We start from the raw sequence: 19749 nt of genomic DNA, 5'->3' as shown, positions 1-19749 counted from the left end.
CTGACGCAGTACCGCCTCACCAGGCGCGATTAGCTCAGCGGGAGAGCACCACCTTGACACGGTGGGGGTCACTGGTTCAATCCCAGTATCGCGCACTCGGGCCCTTCGGGGTCTGACGCAGTACCGCCTCACCAGGCGCGATTAGCTCAGCGGGAGAGCACCACCTTGACACGGTGGGGGTCACTGGTTCAATCCCAGTATCGCGCACAGCAAGATCGAAGGCCGTGATCCTGATCGGATCGCGGCCTTCGGCGTTCTCCGACGATCGTTCAGGACTCGAAGACCCGACCTGTCGAAGACCTGCTCCTCGACGGCGGGGCGGGGAGGCGCTGGAAACGAAAGGGTGCCGGGTACGGACGGCCCTCACCGACCTCCGTACCCGGCACCCGAATCCGCCGAGAAGCCGTACGCACCGCCTCCGCCCGTCCGCGTCTGTCCCCGGCGGTGCGTGGTGCTCTCAGCAGGCGCATGACCCTTCCCCAAGAGTCAGCGCCCGATCAGATCGGCGACCGCCTTCGTCTGCGTCGCCAGTTGTTCCCAGCCGCCGAAGAGCAGCAGCAGGAGGATGGCGCAGGGCAGGGCCATGGCTATCGCCACCGCCGGGTGCCTGGTGCCTCCGGGCTCCGGCGACCGCCCGAAGCGGAACTGCCTGGCCATGATCGTGCTCCTCCCCGTGCCTTGCTGCCGTTCCGGGCCACTGGGTGGTGGGCCCGACTACGCGGTGGGCGGTTTACCTCGGGGGACGAGCCGGCCGCCCACCGCTGACATCAAAGGTATTCACAGGAGCAGGCCCGGTCGTCATGCCCGCGTACCGTTCCGGCGGCATTCCGAAGGATGATGCGGAGCGGGTGGGACTACTACCGTAGGGGGAGACGGGTTCGATCGAATCCCCGAGGAAACCCCGAAACCGACCCCGAGGGGCTGCTCCGCCGCAGGTCAGCGGGGGTGGTTTTGCGCGATTCGGAAAGGGTTTCCGGCACGGTCGGACAATCCGACCAGCACTACAGGTGTTGCGTATCAGCACACCGCAGCACGCAGTCCGTAAGCTGTGCCAGAAGGATTTCTGACGGTGCCCCACCCGACGGGGGGTCACCCCACAGGTTGAACGGGAACACGGACATGGCGATGACGCGGCTGCGGCGTGAGGACCCCCGCCTCGTCGGTCCGTACCGGCTGCACCGGCGGCTCGGGGCCGGCGGGATGGGCGTGGTCTACCTCGGCTCCGACCGCAAGGGGCAGCGGGTCGCGCTCAAGCTGATCCGCGCCGAGCTGGCCGGGGACCCGGAGTTCCGCACCCGGTTCGCCCGGGAGATCGCGGCCGCCTCCCGGATCCGGGGCGGCTGCACCGCGCGCGTGGTCGGCTCGGACATCGAGGCCGAGCGTCCGTGGCTGGCCACCGCCTACGTCCCCGGGCCCTCGCTGTACAAGCAGGTCAGCGACGAGGGGCCGCTGGCCTGGGGCGAGGCGGCCCGGATCGGCGCGGCACTGGCCGACGGACTGGTGAAGGTGCACGAGGCGGGGGTGGTGCACCGGGACCTCAAGCCGTCCAACATCCTGCTCTCGCCCAAGGGCCCGCGGATCATCGACTTCGGCATCGCCTGGTCGCGCGGGGCGAGCACGCTCACCCACGTCGGCACCGCGGTCGGCTCGCCCGGCTTCCTGGCACCCGAGCAGGTGCGGGGGGCCGCGGTCACCCCCGCCACGGACGTCTTCGCCTTCGGCGCGACGCTGGCGTACGCCCTGACCGGGGAGTCACCGTTCGGGTCCGGCGCCTCCTCCGAGGTGCTGCTCTACCGGGTGGTCCACGAGGAACCCGACCTGTCCGCGGTTCCGCCGCCACTGGCCCCGCTGGTGCGGGCCTGTCTGGCCAAGGAGCCGACGGAGCGGCCCGGGGCGGCCGCGCTGCACGAACGGCTCACCGAGCTCGCCGTCCGCGGTGCGGCGGTCGGGCAGCCGGGGGCGTCCTGGGGCGGCCGTGCGGCCGGTGCGGACGGGGGCTCCCCCGACGGGCCGGACGGTCCGTCGGCCGGCTCTGCGGGCCGGGCAGCGGACGAGCGGCGGGGCGGACGCTGGGCGGGCGACCGGCCCCAGCAGGCGCCACGACGCGCCGGTGTACCGCAGGGCGGTCTGCCCGGGGCCCAACGGCGGCCGCCGGCGCCGGCCGAAACACCGGCGGTGACCGCGCCGATGCCGCATCCGGACCTGGGGCAGGACGCCGCCCTGGCCGAGGCCCGCGAGCGTCGGCCCCGGCGGGAGCAGCCGCAGTCGGCACGCGACCGGCGGACGCCGGTGCCCGGGCGTCCGGCCCGGCCGAGGGACCGTCAGCACACTCCGGCGCCCGGAGGGCCGTCCGAGGCCCGGCGGCGGCTGCTGCGCCAGCGGGTGGTGGTCTTCGTGACCGTCACCGTCGGTGTGGCGCTGGCGATCGCGGCGGCGCAGGGGTGCGAGAACCGCGGCAACCAGGGGCAGGGACGCACCGGCGTCCCGGTGTCGCCGTCCGCACCCGAGAGAGCGGGCGGCCACCCGGCCGGGAGCGGGGCCGGCGCCGGTCTGTCGGCGGACAGTGTGCTCCAGTCGCCGACGAAGTTCGCGGCGGTCGCGCACGGCACGGGCGACGCCGCGCTCGGACCGGCGACGGGCACGGTGCCCAACGTCGACTGGCCGAACCGCAGTTACTCCGACCCGGTGGGCGGTCCGGCGATCCGGCTGCGGGAGGGGCGGTCCACGGAGGGCGCGCAGGTCGCGCTGAGCACCGTCCTGCCCGCGCGGTTCCGGGACGCTCCCGCGGCCCTGGTGGTGCTGCGGCGGGCCGAGGGCTCGGTACCGGCGGACCTGGTGGAACTGTTCTCGTTCAACGGCGACACGCCCGTGCTGCAGGCGTCCCGGTCCTCGGTGGCGGACGAGCAGGCGGCGACGGCGTGGCGGCTGGAGAACGGTGCGCTGGTGCGTGAGGAGCGCGCCCGGTCCGGCGGCTCGACCACCCGCTACACCGTCCGCGGCGATGGCCGCCTGGAGGAGTCCTGGCCGGGCTCCGGGGTCAGTGGCGGGACGGGTGGCGGCGCCACGCCGAGCCCGGGATCGAGCGGCACCTCCGGCTGAGCCCAAACGGACCGTGGCGCACCGGGCTCGGCGTCATGACATCCGTCCGTGTCGGTCCGGTGAGGCCGGCGGGCAGGTGGGTGCTCAGCCGGAATCGGCGGAGCACCCAAACGGTGATCCTGGTGGTCGGCGCCACGCCGCACGCCGAGACGCCGACCACAACGCCACCTCCACACGTCCGTGGTCGGCAGATGCACAGTCAACGTGGTCGTCAACGCAAGGTTCGAGGGGCGCTCCGCGATCCCCGTGCGCCGTTCCGCGCGCCGCGCTCTGGCCGCTCCCGCTGTGGCGGTTTCGCCCGAGATGGTTCGGGCAGTGACTGTTACGCCCACCGAGGAGGAGGCCATGGCGAACCTGACCGAAGCTACCGTGACATTCCACACCAACGACGAGAACAAGGACCACGACACCAACATCACCATCGAGGTCCGCGACCGCAGCGGCCACATGGCCGCGCGCGTCTCGGACACCTTCGGCCCGTTCAACGACCACACCAACAACGGCCCCTACAACCTCGCTCTCATCAACCACGCCAGCAAGGACGACCTCCAGGGCGGCAGCGTCCTGCTCCGGGTCGACCCGGTGGGCGACGACACGTGGCGGTTCAACCTCTTCGTGGACCTGCTGTTCGACGACGGCTCGCACCTGACGGTCACCGCGGACGGCCTGGAGGTCAACGAGGAGTCCGAGCAGCAGCAGACGTTCGGTCTGAACTAGTCCCCACGAAGGGCAAGCCGATCGACAAGCAGCCGGACCGGAGGCGTTCTTGCCTCCGGTCCGACCTTGTCACCGCCGTCTCACCGATGGTGGGAAACCGCATAGAAACCGATTGCTGCCGCAGCGGCGATGTTGAGCGAGTCGATGTCGTGAGCCATCGGAATCCGCACCTTGAGGTCGGCTGCCGCCAGCGCCCCGGCTGACAAGCCTTCCCCCTCGGATCCCAGCATCAGGGCGCACCTCCGCAGCAGGTCGACCGGCACCTCGTTGAGCGGGACTGCATCGGGCGCGGGCGTGAAGGCGAGTACCGGGTAGCCGGCCGCCCGCACGACGTCCAGTGAGTCGGGCCAGGGGTCGAGACGTGCGTACGGGACGGAGAAGACGGCGCCCATGGAGACCTTCACGGCCCGGCGGTAGAGCGGGTCGGCGCAGTCCGGGGAGAGCAGCACGGCATCCATGCCCAGGGCAGCCGCACTGCGGTACAGGGCCCCCACGTTGGTGTGGTCGACCAGGCCTTCCAGGATGGCGACCCGGCGGGCGCCGGCAAGGAGTTCGGCGGCCTCGGGCAGAGGCTTGCGCTCCATCGAGGCGAGCGCGCCGCGGTGCACGTGGTAGCCGGTCACGGCCTCGGCGAGGGCGGGTTCGACCACGTGGACGGGGGCTTCGGCGTCGGCGATCACGTCCGACATGACACTCAGCCACTTGGGGGTCAGCAGCATCGACCGCATCCGGTAGCCGGCGTCGAGGGCACGCCGGATGACCTTCTCGCCCTCGGCGATGAACAGACCCTCGGCGGGTTCACGGCGGCGGCGCAGCTCGACGTCGGTCAGACCGGTGTAGTCGGCCAGGCGCGGATCTGCCGGATCGGTGATGGTGCGGGGTTCGGACACGAGCCCGATCTTGCCTGTTCGGGTGGCCCCGGGCCAAACCCGGGGACGCGCCGGCCGCCCCGGGGCACGGGGAGCTCGCCGCTGCCGGGTACCAGGGGTTCGGCGGTGAGGGGTGGCACCCCGCCGCGTGGGAGTGACGGGGTGCCAGTCGCTGCTGGATGCCGGGCGTGCCGCCGCTTCCCGCCGTCCGCCTTGGCCGGCGGGCTCCGCGGGCTCCTAGCGGGCCGCCCCCAGGACGTTGACGACGTCGCCGATGACGATGACGGCAGGCGGCCGGACGTCCTCGGCGGCGACCGTCTCGGCGACGGTGGACAAGGTGGCGTCGATCCGGCGCTGGGCCGCGGTGGTGCCCTCCTGGACGACGGCGACCGGGGTGTCGGCCGCTCGGCCGCACTCGACCAGCTTGGCGGCGATCTGGCCGATCTTGTCCACGGCCATCAGCAGGACCAGGGTGCCGCTCATCTTCGCGGCGGCCTCCCAGTTGACCAGCGAGCGGGAGTCATCCGGACCGACGTGGCCGGAGATCACGGTGAACTCGTGGGTCATCCCCCGGTGGGTGACCGGAATGCCGACGGCCGCCGGAACACTGATCGAGCTGGAGATGCCGGGGACCACGGTGACCGGCAGCCCCGCCTCGGCGCAGGCCAGCAGTTCCTCGCCGCCGCGTCCGAAGACGTACGGGTCGCCACCCTTGAGCCGGACCACGAACTTGCCCGCCTTGGCGTGATCGATCAGGGTCCTGTTGATCGCCTCCTGGGCCATGAAGCGGCCGTACGGGATCTTGGAGGCGTCGATCACCTCGACGTGCGGGGGCAGTTCGGCGAGCAGTTCGCGCGGGGCGAGGCGGTCGGCGACCACCACGTCGGCGTCGGCCAGCAGACGGCGGCCGCGCACCGTGATCAGATCGGGGTCGCCGGGGCCACCGCCGACCAGGGCCACGCCCGCGCCGTGCGAGCGGTACTGGCGGGCGGCCAGGGAGCCGTCCCGCAGGCCGTTCACGATCGCGTCGCGCAGCGCGGCGGAGTGGCGCGGGTCGCCGGTGAGGACGGCGACGGTGGCGCCGCCGTCGTGCCCGCCGGCCGGGGTCCAGGCGGTGGCGGCGGAGGCGTCGTCACTGCGGGCGCAGAAGATCCGCAGGCGCTCGGCCTCGGCGCTGACGGCGGTGTTGACGGCCGGGTCGTCGGTGGCGACCAGCACGTACCAGCTCTCGGCGAGGTCGCCGTCCTGGTAGCCGCGCCGGTGCCAGGTCAGCTCGCCCGCGTCGGCCATGGCCTGGACGGCCGGGGTGGTGCCGGGCGATATGAGGTGGATGTCCGCCCCGGCGGCGATCAGCGCGGGCAGCCGCCGCTGGGCGACCTGGCCGCCGCCGATCACGACTACCCGTCGGCCGGTGAGCAGCAGTCCGACCGGGTACGGGATGAGGCCCTCGGTGCTGGGGTGCGGGCTGGGCGCGCTCATGGGCGTGGCTCCTGGATCGGGCGGACGGTGTTCTGCGGGTGTGGCGGTCGCCCCCTACCGGCGCGCCCTCGGGCCGGCAGGGGACGACCGTCGGCGGAGCCGGGATCCGGTCCGACCGTGGTGTTCGTGGCCGGGTCGTCCTGGTGCGCTGCGGTACGCGGGCGACCCGGCCGTACGACGCCGGCCGCCGGGGCGGCATCGTACGGCCGACGGGTCGGCCGGGCCTAGGCCTTCTTCTCGGTGACTCCGGCGGAGTCGAAGGTGGCTACATCGTGCATCGCGCGGGCGGCGCTCTGCACCAGCGGGAGGGCCAGCAGCGCTCCGGTGCCCTCGCCGAGCCGCAGATCGAGGTCGATCAGCGGACGCAGGCCCAGCTTGGTCAGCGCGGCCTCGTGGCCGGGCTCGGCCGAGCGGTGGCCCGCGATGCAGGCGGCGAGCACCTCGGGGGCGATGGCCTTGGCGACCAGTGCGGCCGAACCCGCGATCACGCCGTCCAGGATGACCGGCGTGCGCAGGCTCGCCGCGCCGAGCAGGAAGCCCGCGATGGCCGCGTGCTCCAGGCCGCCGACGGCGGAGAGCACGCCGATCGGGTCGGCCGGGTCGGGCTGGTGCAGGGCGAGCGCCTGGCGGACCACCTCGACCTTGTGCTGGTGGGTTGCGTCGTCGATACCGGTGCCCCGCCCGGTCACCTCGGCCGGGTCGAGCCCGGTGAAGAGGGCGATCAGCGCGGCCGAGGCGGTGGTGTTGGCGATGCCCATGTCACCGGTGATCAGCACCTTGTTCCCGGCCGCGACCAGGTCGCGGGCGGTCTCGATACCGACCTCGATCGCCTTGAGCGCCTCCTCCCGGCTCATCGCCGGGCCCTGGGTCATGTCGTCGGTGCCCGGCTTGACCTTGCGCGGCAGCAGACCGGTGGTCCGGCCCTGCTGGATCGCCTCCGGCAGCTCGGACTTGACGCCGACGTCCACCACGCAGACCTCGGCGCCGACCTGGGCGGCGAAGGCGTTGACCACCGCTCCCCCGGCCAGGAAGTTCGACACCATCTGCGCGGTGACCTCCTGCGGCCACGGGGTGACGCCCTGGGCGTGCACGCCGTGGTCGCCGGCGAAGATCGCCACGCAGCCCGGCTCCGGGATCGGCGGCGGGCACTTGCGGCTCAGGCCGCTCAGCTGCGCCGCGATGATCTCCAGCAGGCCGAGCGAGCCGGCCGGCTTGGTCATCCGCTTCTGCCGGTCCCAGGCCTCACCGAGCGCCTTGGCATCCAGCGGGCGGATACCGCGCAGGGTCTCGGTGAGCAGCTCGTGCCGCTCCTCGCCGGGCAGTGCGCGGTTGCCGTACTGCTCCTCGTGCACCACCCACGACAGCGGGCGCTTCTTCGCCCAGCCCTGCTGCTGCAGCTCGGGCTCGTCCGGGAAGGAGTCGACGTACCCGACGCACAGGTACGCGACCACGTCCAGGTGCTCGGGCAGACCGAGCTCCCGGATCATCTCCTCCTCGTCGAAGAAGCTCACCCAGCCGACGCCGAGGCCCTCGGCGCGGGCGGCCAGCCAGAGGTTCTCGACGGCGAGGGCTGCCGAGTACGGGGCCATCTGGGGCTGGGTGTGCCGGCCCAGTGTGTGCCGGCCGCCACGGGTGCGGTCGGCGGTGACCACGATGTTCACCGGGGTCTCGAGGATGGCCTCGATCTTGATTTCCTTGAACTGCTTCGCCCTGCCCTTGGGCAACGACTCCGCGTACGCGTCGCGCTGGCGCTCGGCCAGTGCGTGCATCTTCTGCCGGGTCTTCGCGGAACGGATCACCACGAAGTCCCACGGCTGGGAGTAGCCGACGCTGGGCGCGGTGTGGGCCGCCTCCAGAACGCGGATCAGCACCTCGTGCGGGATCGGATCCGGGCGGAAGCCGTTGCGGATGTCCCGGCGCTCGCGGATCACCTGGTGGACGGCATCGCGACCGGCCTCGTCGTAGCCGGGAGCGGCGGGACCGCGGTCGATCTGCTCAACAGCGGCGTCCTCGGGCGCGGCGATCTCGGGGGTGGCGTTCTCGGAAGCGGCGTCGTCGGCGGCACCGTCCTCGGGCGCGGTGTCCTCGGCAGCGGTGCCCTCGGCGGCACCGTCCTCGGGCGCGGCGATCTCGGAAGCGGTGCCCTCGGCGGCACCGTCCTCGGGCGCGGCGATCTCGGAAGCGGTGCCCTCGGGGGCGGTGTCCTCGGGGGCGGCAGCGTCAGGAGCGGCGGCCTGGGAGGCGGCGTTCTCCGGGGCGTCAGCGGTCGCGGCGACGGCGACGGCCTCGGTCGCGGCCGGTGCGTCGGTCGCCTCGGCGGTCGTCTCCGGGTTTGCCGCGTCGGTGGCGGGCTCCTCAGCGGCGGGCCCGGCCTCGGCCGGAGCCTCGGCCTCCGGGGTGGGCGCGGGCTCCGGCTGGGCCGGGGCCCCGACGGCCTGGGCGGAGGGGACCTCGCCAGTGCCCGTGACGGTCTCGGGAGTCGGCTCGGCGGCCTGGGCCTGGGCCTGGTCGGGGGTCGGTGCGGGTGCCTCCTCGGCAGCGGCCGCATGCTCAGCGGCAGGTACCTGCTCGGCGACGGGGGCAGCCTGCTCGGCGGCTGCGGCCGGGGCGGCGTCGACCAGCGACAGTCCGTGCGGGGCCGGGTCGGCGAGGAAGGCGGCGATCCGGCGCGGCGGCTGGACCGGGGCCGCCGCTGACGGGGCCTCGGTCGGTGCGACCTCGGTTGCCGGGGCATCAGCCGCCGGTGCCTCGGCGGACGGGGTGTCCGCGCCAGGGGCTTCGGCGGGCGTCTCGACGGCCGGGGCCTCGACAACGGCTGACGGCTCGACGGCCGCCTCGGCGGGCGCGTCCGCGGACGTGTCCGCAGCCGGGGCCGCGGTGGCGGCTGCCTCAGCAGTGGCCGGTGCGGGCGGTGCGGTCTCGGCGGCGGCCGCGTCGACGGCGGGTGCCGCCTCGGCGCTCTCCGCGGGCTGCACCTCGGCCGCTGCGGGCTCCTGGACCTGCTGGACCTGGGCCTCCGCTGCCGGGGCCTGTGCCGCAGGGGCCTCGGCGGTCTGCGCGTCCACGGCGGGGGCCTCGCCAGCCGGAGCCTCGGCCATCGGCGCGTCAGGGGCAGTGGCCTCCGCGGTCGGCGCCTCCGGGGCGGATGCCTGTGCGGATGCCGTCCCCTGGGCAGGAGCGGCCTCGGTGGCCGGAGCCTGCGCGGCCTGCGCCTCCATCACGACGGCCTCGGTGGCCGGCGCCTCGACGGCGGTTGCCTCGGCAGCAGCCGGTGCCACCGGCTGGGCCTCCGACGGGACGGTCTCGACGGCAGCAGCCTCCACGGGCGCGGCGTCCACAGCGTCGGTGCCCGCGGTTTCCGCCGCACCGGCCTCCACCTGAACGTCCGCGGGCACCGCCACAGCCGGAGCGGCGGCTGCGGGTTCCGCCGGAGCCTCCGCTGCGGGCACCTCAGCGGCCTGCTCGGCCACGGCCGGCTGCTCCTCGACCTGGGCCTGCGTCTGGGCCTGCTCCGGGACCTGAACCTGCTCCGCCACCGGTGCCTGGGCCGGAGCCGCCTCGGCAACCGGAGCCACCGGGGCAGCCGACGGCTCGGCCGCCACCTGCGGTACGGCGACCGGGACGCCGTGCGCCGGCGTACCGCCCTGCGGCACCGGACGGCCCGCGAAGGCCTGCGGGTCGGCCCCGGACGGACCCCGGTCGGCCAGCGAGCGCACCGGCACCTGGCCGGTCATCAGCGACGGGTCCGGGATCGGCGGACCCGCGTGCAGCGGACGCCGCTGCGGCTGAGGAGGCATCACCGGTGCGGCGGCCGCCTGCGGTACGGCCGGGGCAACCGGCACGGCCGGCTGCTCGGGTACGACCGGTGCCCCCGCGGCGCCCGGAACACCGGCAGCACCCTGGCCCGCCGCCTCTCCGGTGGTCGGCGGCGCGAGCGGCGGCCAGGACGGCTCGACCGGAGTACCGGCGTGCTGCGCGGCCTGCTGCGGAATGGCGTTCCCGTCAACAGTGCGCAGCGCCATGGTGTCGGCCATCGCGGCGGGACCGGCCTGCGGGGCCACGGGCGCGCTCTGGTCCACGACCATGACCGTCTCGACCGGGCCGTGCACGACCGACTCGCCCCAGGACGCCTGCGGGCCGGGCATCAGCAGGACGTCGTCCTCGTCCTCCAGGTGGTCCGGCTGGTCGAGGAAGGTGTACGCGGGACGGTGTTCAGCCGCCCAGCCCTCACCGCCCTGCGCGGGCACGGTGATCCCGGGCATCGGCCCGCCGGCGATCGGCATGCCGTCCACACCCGGCATCGGCATACCCGGCACTCCGGGCATCGGCGCCCCGGACGGAACTCCGGGCACGGCGACACCTGGCACTGCGGCCCCCGGTACGGCGACGCCCTCCGGCAGGCCGAGTACCTCGGCTCCGCCGAGCGACGGCACCGTGGCCCCGCCGAGCAGGTGCTCCGGCAGTCCCTCGTTCGGGACGTGGCCGCCATCGGTCATGTCAAAGCTCCTTCCAGGCCGCTTCCGCGCCCTTGGCGAGGCGGTCCGCCGACCGCAGCGCCCAACTCCGCTCGGGGTGAGCCGCGCTTCGGCCCGCCCGTCCACCACCTACTGGCGTCCGCCGCATCGGCGCGCGAGGACGGACTCGCCGACGCGCTGCGCGCCACCCCGGGCCTGTGCACCACCCCAACGGGAGTGGCACACCATCAGAGACAACGAGAACCAGGGGCATGCGGCACGACCGCACCGGACCCTACGGCATTCTTCCGGCCCGGCACGGGCCGCGTCGAATGTCCGCACTCCGGACCGATGTGGCTTGCACCACGTCAAAAAGGTGACAAACGTACCGAACAGGGCACGCCCCACCGATCATCGGGCACAGCCAGAACGCCACCCTACCGGCCACGACTGACACGCTCTCGAATCCATGACCGGATGCGATCGGAATCACCGCCCACCAACCGGGGAGCAGCCCGAGAGTCGCCGCAAAGCGGCCGGAAAACGTCCATGGAGCGGACAAAGCGTGTAGGGAGGGTGTGGACGGCTCGGAGGGTCAGGAACCCTGCTCACCCCAGAGCATCAGGCCCTGCTCCCCCGCGCCGATGGACAGGCCCGCCGCCGCGCCGCGCCCGATGGCGAGCGGCGCGGACTGCAGAAGTGCGCCGTCCACCCGGTAGCCGGCGCCGGAGAGGACCTCGTGGATCTCCTCGGCCTCGGCAAGCGTGTGGGCCACCGCGACCAACCGCCCGGGACGACGGGTGACCACGGCGCGGACGGCCTCGGCGCCGCCCGCCTCGACCACCACGGCGTCCGGTTCGGGCAGTCCGCCCAGCACCTCGTGGCCGACGCCGTGGACGGCCTCCACCTCGACCCCGTAGCGGCGGGCGTTGACCGCGATCTGGGCGCAGGCCGAGCGATCGGCCTCCACGGCGACCACGGCCGCGCCGAACCGGGCGATCTCGACCGCCAGGGCACCGCTGGCCGCCCCGACCGCCCAGACCAGGTCGCCCGGGACCGGGCCCAATCGTGCCACCGCCAGCGCACGGAGGTGCGGGGGCAGCGCGCGCCCGCCGGCGTCCGCTGCGGATGCGTCGCGATCCACGCCCGCGTACGCGTCGGCGGGCAGCGCCCAGCCGCGCGCCGGTCCAGGGAATCCGAGGGGCTTCCCGGCCAGCCAGCCGGCCGCCTCGTCCACGGTCTGGGCCTGGCTTCCTCCGCCGATCACCAGTACCACCGAGGGGTCGCGCCAGACGTGGTCCGGCACCCGCTCGGAGGTCAGCACGGTGACGTCCTCGTCCGGGGTGCCGAGCGCCTCGCAGACCACGAAGGTGCGGTGCACGCCGCGGAGCATCAGGGCCAGTTCGCTCGGGCCCGCGTCCGAGGTGGTGAGCACGGCGACCTTGGGGTTGGCCCGGCAGACGTTGGCCGCGCGGCGAAGCCGTCCGCCGTGGGCGGAGACCACCTGGGCGTCCTCCCAGGGCATCCCGGCCCTGGCGAAGGCGGCGGCCACCGAGGAGACGGCGGGCAGCACCTCGAGTTCCAGGCCGTACTCGGGGCTGCGCAGGGCGCGGACCACGCCGAAGTACCCGGGATCGCCCTCGGCGACCACCACGGCGGTGCCGCGGTGTTCGGCGATCTTCCGGGCGGCGGCCGCGATGCTGCCGAGCACGATCCGCTCGGCGTCCGCCGGTACCGGCAGCGCTGCCAGTTGATACGGGGCGCCGGCGACCAGGGTCGCCCCCGCCAGTGCCGAGGCGGCCGCCTCCGTCAGCGGCGTGCCGTCCCACCCGATGACCGTGATCCGGTCAGCCATCTGCGGCTTTTCTCCCTCGCCTGTTCCGCCCCGAGGCGCTGTCCGCCCCACGCACACTGGTCCGTCACTGGTCCGGACCATCTGCGCTCCGTCCCGGTTCAGAGGCTACCGGGTGCGCTCCGTCCGCTGTCGCCAACCTGCACACCTGTGCGCGTCCGGACGGTGAACGGTTGGTTCGCTCCCGACCGTCGATCCGCTCCCGACCGTCGGTTCAGTCGCGGAGCACGTACCGCTGCTGGGCCCAGCTGTCGTCCTGGGCGCTCTCCAAGTCCTCGGGCAGCAGGCTCCACAGGATCAGGTCGCTGCGGCTCTCGTCCTCGGGGGCCGGGCCGGCCGGCGGCCTGGCCGAGGCGGTCCAGTCGCCGCCGCGGACTATCCAGGCGCTGCGGAGTACGCCCTCGCTGATGCAGCCCATCTTCTGGGCGGCCTGCTGGGCGGCGGTGTTGCCGGCGGCGGTGCGCAGTTCCAGGCGGAGGAACCCGCGGTCCTCGAAGAGCCACTGGGCCACGCCGAGCAGGGCCTCGGGGGCGTAGCCCTCGCCTCGGGCCCAGGCGGCGATGACGCAGCCGGCCTCGGTGGAGCGCAGCCGCCAGTCGGTGCCGCGCAGTTCGACCACGCCGACCAGGCGCTGGGTCAGGTGCTCGGCGACGGCGAAGGAGATTCCGCGGCCTTCGACCCGGCGGGCGGGGGCGAGCGTGCGGATCCACTCCGCGGCGTGGGCCTCGGTGAACGGCTGCGGGATGGCGGTCCAGGTGTGCACCGGCTCGTCGTCCATCATCGCGACCAGGCCCGGGGCGTCTTCGTCCGCAAGGGGGCGCAACAGCAGCCTCTCGGTGCTGATGGCGGTCTCGGGGAAGCTCGCTGCCATGCCGTCTCTCCTCGCCGGGTCGTGGACACACCGTACGCCCCAGCCGCACTCGGCCAGGTCAGCGTACCGGCAAATCCGGCGACGGCCCGTCAGTTCCGGTGTCCTGCGGCCGTCCCACCTGCATATTGCCCGACCGGGCCCCGCACGTGGTCCGTGGGGGCCCGGCTGCCCGACCCGCCTGCCGGCGCATCGGCGCCGACGCGGCAAGCCTGTCGGCCGTGGGCAAACTACCGCAGTGGGGTCAGTTGATACGAACTATCAGAAGGCGGGGATGACCGAGCCCTTGAAGGTGTCGTCGATGTACTTCTTGACCTCGGCGGAGTGCAGCAGCTGGGCCAGCTTCACCACCCGGGGGTCGTTCTCATGACCCTTCTTCACCGCGAGGATGTTGGCGTACGGGTTGCCCTCGGCCTTCTCCAGCAGGATGGCGTCCTTGGCGGGGGTCAGGCCGGAGTCGATCGCGTAGTTGCCGTTGATGACCGCGGCGTCCAGGTCGCGGAGGGAGCGGGGCAGCTGGGCGGCGTCCAGTTCCTTCCACTTCAGGTTCTTCGGGTTGTCGGCGATGTCGGCCGGGGTGGCGGAGGTGCCGGCGCCGTCCTTCAGCTTGATGACGTTCTCGGCGGCGAGCAGCTTGAGCGCGCGGCCCTCGTTGGTGGCGTCGTTGGGCAGGCCGACGGTGGCGCCGCCTGGCAGGTCGGCGACGGACTTGGCCTTCTTGGAGTACAGGCCGAGCGGCTCCAGGTGCACCGGCTCGACGGAGACGATGTCGGTGCCGTGCTTCTTGTTGAAGTCCTCCAGGTACGGGACGTGCTGGAAGTAGTTGGCGTCGGCCGAGCCGTCCTGGACGGCCGTGTTCGGGGTCACGTAGTCGGTGACCACCTTGACGTCCAGCTTCAGCCCGGCCTTGTCGGCCAGGTTCTTCTTCACGTAGTCCAGGATCTGGGCGTGCGGGGTGGGGCTGGCGATCACGGTGAGCGGCTGGTCCGGCGAGGAGCCGGCGGACGAGGAGCCGCTGCTGCAGGCGGTCAGCGTGAGGGCGAGGCCCGCGGTGGCGATGACGGTGGTGGACTTCAGGACGTTACGCACGAAAAGTGCCTTTCTCCATGGAGCGGGCGGCCCACCGGGGGATGGCCCGGTGGCCTGGGACGCGCGGCCTGCCCCGGAGGGCAGACGGCGTGGTCAGTGGGGCAGGGCGAGCTCTTCCTCTTCCTCGGTGAGCTCGGTGCGGCGCGAGCGCAGCAGGCGGGTGGTGCCGATGCCGCCGCGGTCGGCCAGCCGCCGCACGATGAGGTCGCTGATCAGCTGGATCGCCATCACGATCACCACCAGCTCGGCGACGATGACCCACATGAAGGCGGTCTCGAAGCGCTGGTAGCCGTAGTTGACGGCGAGGGTGCCGAGTCCCCCGCCGCCGACCGTGCCGGCCATCGCGGAGAATCCGATCAGCGCGATGATCGTGGTGGTGGCGGAGGAGACCAGCGCGGGCAGCGACTCGGGGAGCAGCACCTTGCGGATCGCGGTCCAGGTACCGCCGCCCATCGCGTGGACGGCCTCCAGCAAGCCCTTGTCCACCTCGCGGACGGCGGTCTCGACCAGGCGGGCGAAGAACGGGATGGCGCCGACGGTCAGCGGCACGGACGCGGCCTGCCAGCCGATGGTGGTGCCGGTCGCTCCCCTGGTGAAGGGCTGCAGAGCGACCATCAGGATGATGAACGGCAGCGAGCGGCCGACGTTGACGGCCGCGCCGATCACCCGGTTGACCGGGCCGTTCTGCAGCGCGCCGCCCTTGTCGGTGAGCACCAGCAGCAGGCCCAGCGGCAGCCCGAGAAGGATGGTGGCGAGGGCGGCGACGCCGACCATCTGGAAGGTCTCGGCGGTGGCGGGCCACATCAGTTCCTGCATCTGGTCCCAGGTCATGCCACGGCTCCGTTCGCCTCGTTCACGGTCTCCACCTGCAGGCCCTGCTCGCGCAGGAAGCCGATCGGCACCACGTTCTCCTGGTGGCCGCCGGGCAGTTCGACCCTCATCCGGCCGACCATCCGGCCGCCGATGTGCTCCACGGCGGCGCCGAGGATGTTGATGTCGATCTGGTAGGTGCGGGCTAGCTGGGAGACGAAGGGCTGAGCGGAGGTGTCGCCCTGGAAGGTGATCTCCACCACGGTGTTTCCGGGCTGCCCGTGGCCGAACTCGCCGAGCGGGAAGAGCTCGCGGGCAAGTTCGGAGTTCCGGGTGGCGAGCAACTCGGTGAGCCCGCCGGACTCGATCACCTTGCCGCCGCGCATCAGGGCGGCGGAGTCGCAGACGGACTTGATCACGTCCATCTCATGGGTGATCAGCAGGACGGTGAGGCCGAGCTGTCGGTTGAGGTCGCGCAGCAGGGACAGGATGGAGCGGGTGGTCTCCGGGTCGAGCGCGGAGGTGGCCTCGTCGGAGAGCAGCACCTTGGGGTCGCCGGCAAGTGCGCGGGCGATGCCGACGCGCTGTTTCTGACCGCCGGAGAGCTGGCCGGGGTAGGTGCGGGCCTTGTCGGCGAGGCCGACCAGGTCGAGCAGTTCGGCGGCCTTGCGGCGGCGCTGGGTGCGGTCCAGCCCGATGATCTCCAGCGGGAGTTCGACGTTCTGCTGGACGGTCCGCGAGGAGAGCAGGTTGAAGTGCTGGAACACCATGCCGATCCGGCGGCGGGCCTCGCGCAGGTCGCGGCCGGCCCGGTGCTCCTGGCCGGGCAGCGCGGTGAGCTCGACGCCGTCCACGGTGACGCTGCCCGAGCTCGGGCGCTCCAGCATGTTCACGCAGCGGATGAGGGTGCTCTTGCCCGCGCCGCTGGTACCGACGACGCCGTAGACCTCGCCCTCCCTCACGTGCAGGTCGACCCCGTCGAGGGCGGTGACCTCGCGGCCCCTGGAGCGGTAGACCTTCGTCAGGTCCTTGGTGGTGATCACAGCTGCTTCCGTTGGTCGGGGGCGCACGGCTGATGGCCGGCGCACCGGTGGCGGTGAGCGGCATGCCTCGGGCACGCCTGTGAGGGGGGTGGGAGGTCCCGCTGCCACACCTCGATCGTGGCCGCCGGGAGGCGGGGACGCGCGTGGACGTGGCCCTTACGGGTCCGGATCCAAAAGGTGTGCGGCAGCGCCGCGGTACGGGCGCGTGGAGCCGCTTCAGCGGGGCTCGCTTCGGGGCGCGAGCAGGGGCGGTGACCCTCAGCAGTGACACATTCGACAGCACATGCAGCGCTCACCTGCCGGCACGGTGCCGGAGGGGGTGCAGGTCGTTGTCGCAGTCATGGGTGCTAGTAAATCAGACATATGAACCGGGTCCCAATTACCAGGACCAGCTGTCCGAATTGCGGACACGACCCAATGGTTGCAAGGCGAAGGATCCTTGCGGCACAAGCCGAAGCGCCCGGTCCGCAGGGACCGGGCGCTGCCGGGAACTGTCTCAGAAGGCACGGTCGGGCGGTCCGTGTGGGCGCCACCGCCTGAACGCCGTCGGCCGCCGGCGTTCAGGCGGTGGCGGCGTACTCCGAGTGCACCGGCTTCTCCAGGGCGACCACGCTCAGCCGGCGGCTCACCTCGGTGACCTCCCGCTGGTGGTAGCCGTGCCGGGCGTAGAGGCGGAGGTTGGCGAGGCTGCGGTGGCCGGTGAACAGTTCGAAGGAGCGTACGTCGTGCCGGTCCAGCAGCTGCCGTTCGACGGCGTCCAGCAGGCGGCCACCGAGGCCGTGGCGCTGCATCCGGGGGTGGACCACCAGGCGGGCGACCCGGGCGACCCCGTTCCCATCCACCCGGCCGCGGACGGTGCCGACGACCTCGTCGCCCAGCTTGGCCACCAGCACGTGCCGATCGGAGAGTTCGGCCCGCAGGCTGTCCAGCGTCTGCGTCAGCGGCTCGATGCCCCAGTCTCCGTACAGCTCGGCCTCGCTCTGGTAGCCGAGGTACTGGAGCTTGAGGATCTGCTCCGCGTCGTCCTCGGTCGCCACCGAAATGATCACGCTCATGCCCATGTGCGGGGGCCTCCCCATCGTTGGTTCCCGGGTGCCGGATGTGGATGCGGCACCCGGTGCTCTGCCGGAGGTGTGCCCCGGACGGGGATCGGCCCTGACCGGGGGTCGCGCAGCGCCGCACCCCGCGGTCTCCGGAGCCCGGCCCTCGCTCACGCTCAGTATCCGGCCGCCTCGGCCACCGTCAAGGAGGACGTTAGCCACGGCTCTACCCAGCCGTCCCCGGATCTCAACCTTCCGGATGCCCGACGTGGTGAGCGTCACTCAGGTGTCACCAGCCGGTCTCCGACGGCCGTTCCGGCCGGTGGCTGTACAGCAGCGCCCGCAGGCACCCCAGGCAGCGCGACCGGATCGGCCCGATGCTGCCCCTCGGCAGGCGCAGCCGTTCCGCCAGCTGCCGGTACGTCAGTTCGGGTGACTCGGACAGTGCGGTGAGCAGTTGGGGGCAGCGTCCGGGCAGCCGGGCCAGCGCCCGCCGTACGGCGCGGTGGCGGTAGGCGGTCAGCAGCTGCTCCTCGGCGGAGGGCACCGGCAGCACGCTCCGGTGGGGCTGCGGCGACCGGGCGGTGTGCTGGACGGTCAGCTGGACGGTGAGAGCCCGGACCCAGGAGACGCGGTCACGGGGTAGGGTGCCGTCGGCGGCCCGCTCCAGCACCCGCAGCCAGACCTCCTGTTCCAGGTCCTGCGGGTCGAGGCGGTGCCGGTGTGCCAGCACGGCGGCGAGCGGGGCGAAGGCAGGGTGCAGCTCGGCGACGGGAATCACACCCGGTATGACCGACCGCCGGCCCGGCCGGTGACGGCGGGTCACCCGGTCAGGAGCTGGGCGGGATGTTCTGGTTGACGCGGAACAGGTTGCCCGGGTCCCAGATGTCCTTGAGCGCGGTGAGCTGCCGGTACTTCACCGGTCCGTACGCCTCCAGGACCCGTGCCGGGCCCTCCTGGCCGAGGAAGTTCACATACCCTCCGCCGGAGGAGAAGGCCCGCATCGCGCTCCACAGCCCTCTGGTCCAGGCGGTGTGCCCGGTGTCCTCCTCGGAGTGCTCCCAGCGGGAGTTGATGCTGAGCAGGTAGGGCGCCGAGCGGTGGGTGTAGGCGGTGTCGTCGGGGCCGACCCGGGCGATGGCGCCGCCGAGGAGGACGAGCTGGATCTCGGAGGACGGTGAGGTGATCCGCGCGAAGTGCTCGGTGAGGGTGGCGATCGCGCGGTCGTCCAGGGTGGAGAGGTACTCGGACTTCCAGTAGTTGCGGGCGCCCGGGCCGCGCCCCGCGTCGAGCGCCCGCTGCCACACGGTGTAGGGGCGCAGCTGGATCGTGTCCGCGAGTACGCCGGGCAGGGCGCGCAGCGGTGCCACCGCGCCCCGCGCGCGTTCGGGCCGGCCGGCGTGGCACAGCCCGAGCCGGACGACCGGCGTGCCGGCCAGTCGGGCGGGCAGGTGGGGTGCGGCCGGTGCGGTGCCGAGCAGGCAGACGGCGGACAGCTGGTCGGGGGCACCACGCAGCTGGGTGCGGACGGCACGGAGCACCTGCGGAGCCTCGTCGGCCGCGAAGTACAACTCGCCGCAGAGCACCTGCGGGCCGACCGGGTGCAGCCGGTAGGACAGGGAGGTGACGACGCCGAAGTTGCCGCCGCCGCCCCGGATGCCCCGGAACAGGTCCGGGTGCAGCGCCGCGCTCGCCGTGACCACCCGTCCGTCGGCGGTCACCAACTCGGCCTCCAACAGGTTGTCGCAGGTCAGCCCGTAGGCCCGGCTGAGCCAGCCGAAGCCTCCGCCGAGGGTCGTGCCGGCGATCCCGCTGCCGGACACCCGCCCGCCCGGGGTCGCCAGGGCGTGGCGCTGGGTCTCCTGGTCGAACTCGGCCCAGGTGGCGCCCGGACCGGCGTGCGCGATCCGGCGGCCGGAGTCCACACGGACGCCGCGCATCCGCGAGAGGTCGATCAAGAGGCCGCCTTCGCAGACCGCGAGGCCGGCGACGCTGTGGCCGCCACCCCGGACCGTCGGCCACAGCCCGTACTCGCGGGCCACCTCGACGGCCAGCAGCACGTCCGGGGTGCCGGTGCAGCGGGCGATCAGTGCGGGGTACCGGTCGATCGCGCCGTTCCACACGGCTCGGGCCGTGTCGTACTCCGGGTCGTCCGGGGTGATCAGCTGGCCTCGGAACCCTCTGCGGAGTGCTGCGACGGCTCTGGCACCCATGGGTCGAGTATCGGATGCGGCGGGACGCTCGGCTGCTCGGGAAAACCCATTAGGGGGGAACGGCTCGGAGCGCAGCCCGGGGCCCGGGGAGCGGTGCGAAGGGGGCACCCCGGCCGGAGGCCGGGGAGAGGACTCCCTTCGCGCGGTTCCCCGCGCCGCCCGGGGAGCCCCTCCCGCCTCGGCGGGCCGGTGTTCCCGGCGGGTACTGGTCCGTGC

The 19749-nt window shown here is 73.1% G+C and carries 14 protein-coding genes and 2 tRNA genes; 4 read left to right on the top strand and 12 right to left on the bottom strand.

The window, feature by feature from the left end:
* Positions 1–23 precede the first annotated feature (23 nt).
* Together ACZ5ON_RS03865 and ACZ5ON_RS03860 are read left to right on the top strand one after the other, a co-directional pair.
* Positions 24–95: transfer RNA gene (locus tag ACZ5ON_RS03865), tRNA-Val, on the top strand.
* 40 nt (positions 96–135) lie between these two features.
* A tRNA-Val gene (locus ACZ5ON_RS03860) sits at positions 136–207 on the top strand.
* A gap of 279 nt (positions 208–486) precedes the next feature.
* On the opposite strand, the gene ACZ5ON_RS03855 is transcribed toward ACZ5ON_RS03860, so the two are convergent.
* Entirely contained in the window at positions 487–657 is a 171-nt protein-coding gene (locus ACZ5ON_RS03855) for a hypothetical protein (protein WP_465585050.1), read from the bottom strand.
* 462 nt (positions 658–1119) lie between these two features.
* On the opposite strand from ACZ5ON_RS03855, the gene ACZ5ON_RS03850 reads away from it, so the two are divergent.
* Together ACZ5ON_RS03850 and ACZ5ON_RS03845 are read left to right on the top strand one after the other, a co-directional pair.
* A complete protein-coding gene (locus ACZ5ON_RS03850) occupies positions 1120–3099 on the top strand; it encodes a serine/threonine-protein kinase (RefSeq protein WP_465585047.1) in 1980 nt (659 codons plus the stop codon).
* A 345-nt stretch (positions 3100–3444) separates the two neighbouring features.
* Positions 3445–3816: a hypothetical protein gene (locus ACZ5ON_RS03845; RefSeq protein WP_465585041.1), complete on the top strand. Its 372-nt coding sequence runs from the start codon at positions 3445–3447 to the stop codon at positions 3814–3816.
* 80 nt (positions 3817–3896) lie between these two features.
* On the opposite strand, the gene ACZ5ON_RS03840 is transcribed toward ACZ5ON_RS03845, so the two are convergent.
* The 11 genes from ACZ5ON_RS03840 to ACZ5ON_RS03790 all read right to left on the bottom strand — a co-directional run bounded on the left by ACZ5ON_RS03840 (position 3897) and on the right by ACZ5ON_RS03790 (position 19533).
* Positions 3897–4706: a TrmH family RNA methyltransferase gene (locus ACZ5ON_RS03840; RefSeq protein ID WP_465585038.1), complete on the bottom strand. Its 810-nt coding sequence runs from the start codon at positions 4704–4706 to the stop codon at positions 3897–3899.
* Positions 4707–4922: 216 nt separating this feature from the next.
* Complete coding sequence (cobA, locus tag ACZ5ON_RS03835) at positions 4923–6164, bottom strand: uroporphyrinogen-III C-methyltransferase (protein WP_465585032.1); 1242 nt, start codon at positions 6162–6164, stop codon at positions 4923–4925.
* Positions 6165–6388: 224 nt separating this feature from the next.
* Complete coding sequence (cobT, locus tag ACZ5ON_RS03830; RefSeq protein WP_465585025.1) at positions 6389–10660, bottom strand: nicotinate-nucleotide--dimethylbenzimidazole phosphoribosyltransferase; 4272 nt, start codon at positions 10658–10660, stop codon at positions 6389–6391.
* Between the two features lie 553 nt (positions 10661–11213).
* Positions 11214–12473 (bottom strand): precorrin-6y C5,15-methyltransferase (decarboxylating) subunit CbiE, encoded by a 1260-nt coding sequence (cbiE, locus tag ACZ5ON_RS03825; protein WP_465585022.1) that lies wholly within the window; start codon positions 12471–12473, stop codon positions 11214–11216.
* A gap of 211 nt (positions 12474–12684) precedes the next feature.
* Positions 12685–13341, bottom strand: a complete 657-nt coding sequence (locus ACZ5ON_RS03820; RefSeq protein WP_465585019.1) for a GNAT family N-acetyltransferase — start codon at positions 13339–13341, stop codon at positions 12685–12687.
* Positions 13342–13599: 258 nt separating this feature from the next.
* Positions 13600–14427, bottom strand: a complete 828-nt coding sequence (locus ACZ5ON_RS03815; protein WP_465585016.1) for a MetQ/NlpA family ABC transporter substrate-binding protein — start codon at positions 14425–14427, stop codon at positions 13600–13602.
* A 93-nt stretch (positions 14428–14520) separates the two neighbouring features.
* Complete coding sequence (locus ACZ5ON_RS03810) at positions 14521–15258, bottom strand: methionine ABC transporter permease (RefSeq protein WP_465585011.1); 738 nt, start codon at positions 15256–15258, stop codon at positions 14521–14523.
* On the bottom strand, positions 15255–16280 hold the full coding sequence (locus tag ACZ5ON_RS03805; protein ID WP_465585004.1) for a methionine ABC transporter ATP-binding protein: 1026 nt from the start codon (positions 16278–16280) through the stop codon (positions 15255–15257). The genes ACZ5ON_RS03810 and ACZ5ON_RS03805 overlap by 4 nt, the downstream gene beginning before the upstream one ends.
* A gap of 560 nt (positions 16281–16840) precedes the next feature.
* Complete coding sequence (locus ACZ5ON_RS03800; RefSeq protein WP_465585001.1) at positions 16841–17341, bottom strand: GNAT family N-acetyltransferase; 501 nt, start codon at positions 17339–17341, stop codon at positions 16841–16843.
* A gap of 268 nt (positions 17342–17609) precedes the next feature.
* On the bottom strand, positions 17610–18101 hold the full coding sequence (locus tag ACZ5ON_RS03795; protein WP_465584997.1) for an RNA polymerase sigma factor: 492 nt from the start codon (positions 18099–18101) through the stop codon (positions 17610–17612).
* A 49-nt stretch (positions 18102–18150) separates the two neighbouring features.
* Positions 18151–19533 carry an FAD-binding oxidoreductase gene (locus ACZ5ON_RS03790; RefSeq protein WP_465584993.1) on the bottom strand — a complete coding sequence of 461 codons (1383 nt, stop codon included), beginning with the start codon at positions 19531–19533 and terminating at the stop codon, positions 18151–18153.
* Between the last annotated feature and the right edge of the window lie 216 nt (positions 19534–19749).

Source organism: Kitasatospora sp. NPDC032150 (assembly GCF_055579945.1).
Note: the sequence above shows the minus strand (reverse complement) of the source record. Positions and strands in the feature narration are given on the sequence as shown.

Excerpts from the sequence above, each read along its gene's own strand:
- ACZ5ON_RS03850 (WP_465585047.1), top strand. The coding sequence starts at position 1,120 with ATGGCGATGACGCGGCTGCGGCGTGAGGACCCCCGCCTCGTCGGTCCG.
- ACZ5ON_RS03855 (WP_465585050.1), bottom strand. The coding sequence starts at position 657 with ATGGCCAGGCAGTTCCGCTTCGGGCGGTCGCCGGAGCCCGGAGGCACC.
- cobT (WP_465585025.1), bottom strand. The coding sequence starts at position 10,660 with ATGACCGATGGCGGCCACGTCCCGAACGAGGGACTGCCGGAGCACCTG.
- ACZ5ON_RS03790 (WP_465584993.1), bottom strand. The coding sequence starts at position 19,533 with ATGGGTGCCAGAGCCGTCGCAGCACTCCGCAGAGGGTTCCGAGGCCAG.
- cbiE (WP_465585022.1), bottom strand. The coding sequence starts at position 12,473 with ATGGCTGACCGGATCACGGTCATCGGGTGGGACGGCACGCCGCTGACG.
- ACZ5ON_RS03800 (WP_465585001.1), bottom strand. The coding sequence starts at position 17,341 with ATGGGCATGAGCGTGATCATTTCGGTGGCGACCGAGGACGACGCGGAG.
- ACZ5ON_RS03810 (WP_465585011.1), bottom strand. The coding sequence starts at position 15,258 with ATGACCTGGGACCAGATGCAGGAACTGATGTGGCCCGCCACCGCCGAG.
- cobA (WP_465585032.1), bottom strand. The coding sequence starts at position 6,164 with ATGAGCGCGCCCAGCCCGCACCCCAGCACCGAGGGCCTCATCCCGTAC.
- ACZ5ON_RS03845 (WP_465585041.1), top strand. The coding sequence starts at position 3,445 with ATGGCGAACCTGACCGAAGCTACCGTGACATTCCACACCAACGACGAG.
- ACZ5ON_RS03820 (WP_465585019.1), bottom strand. The coding sequence starts at position 13,341 with ATGGCAGCGAGCTTCCCCGAGACCGCCATCAGCACCGAGAGGCTGCTG.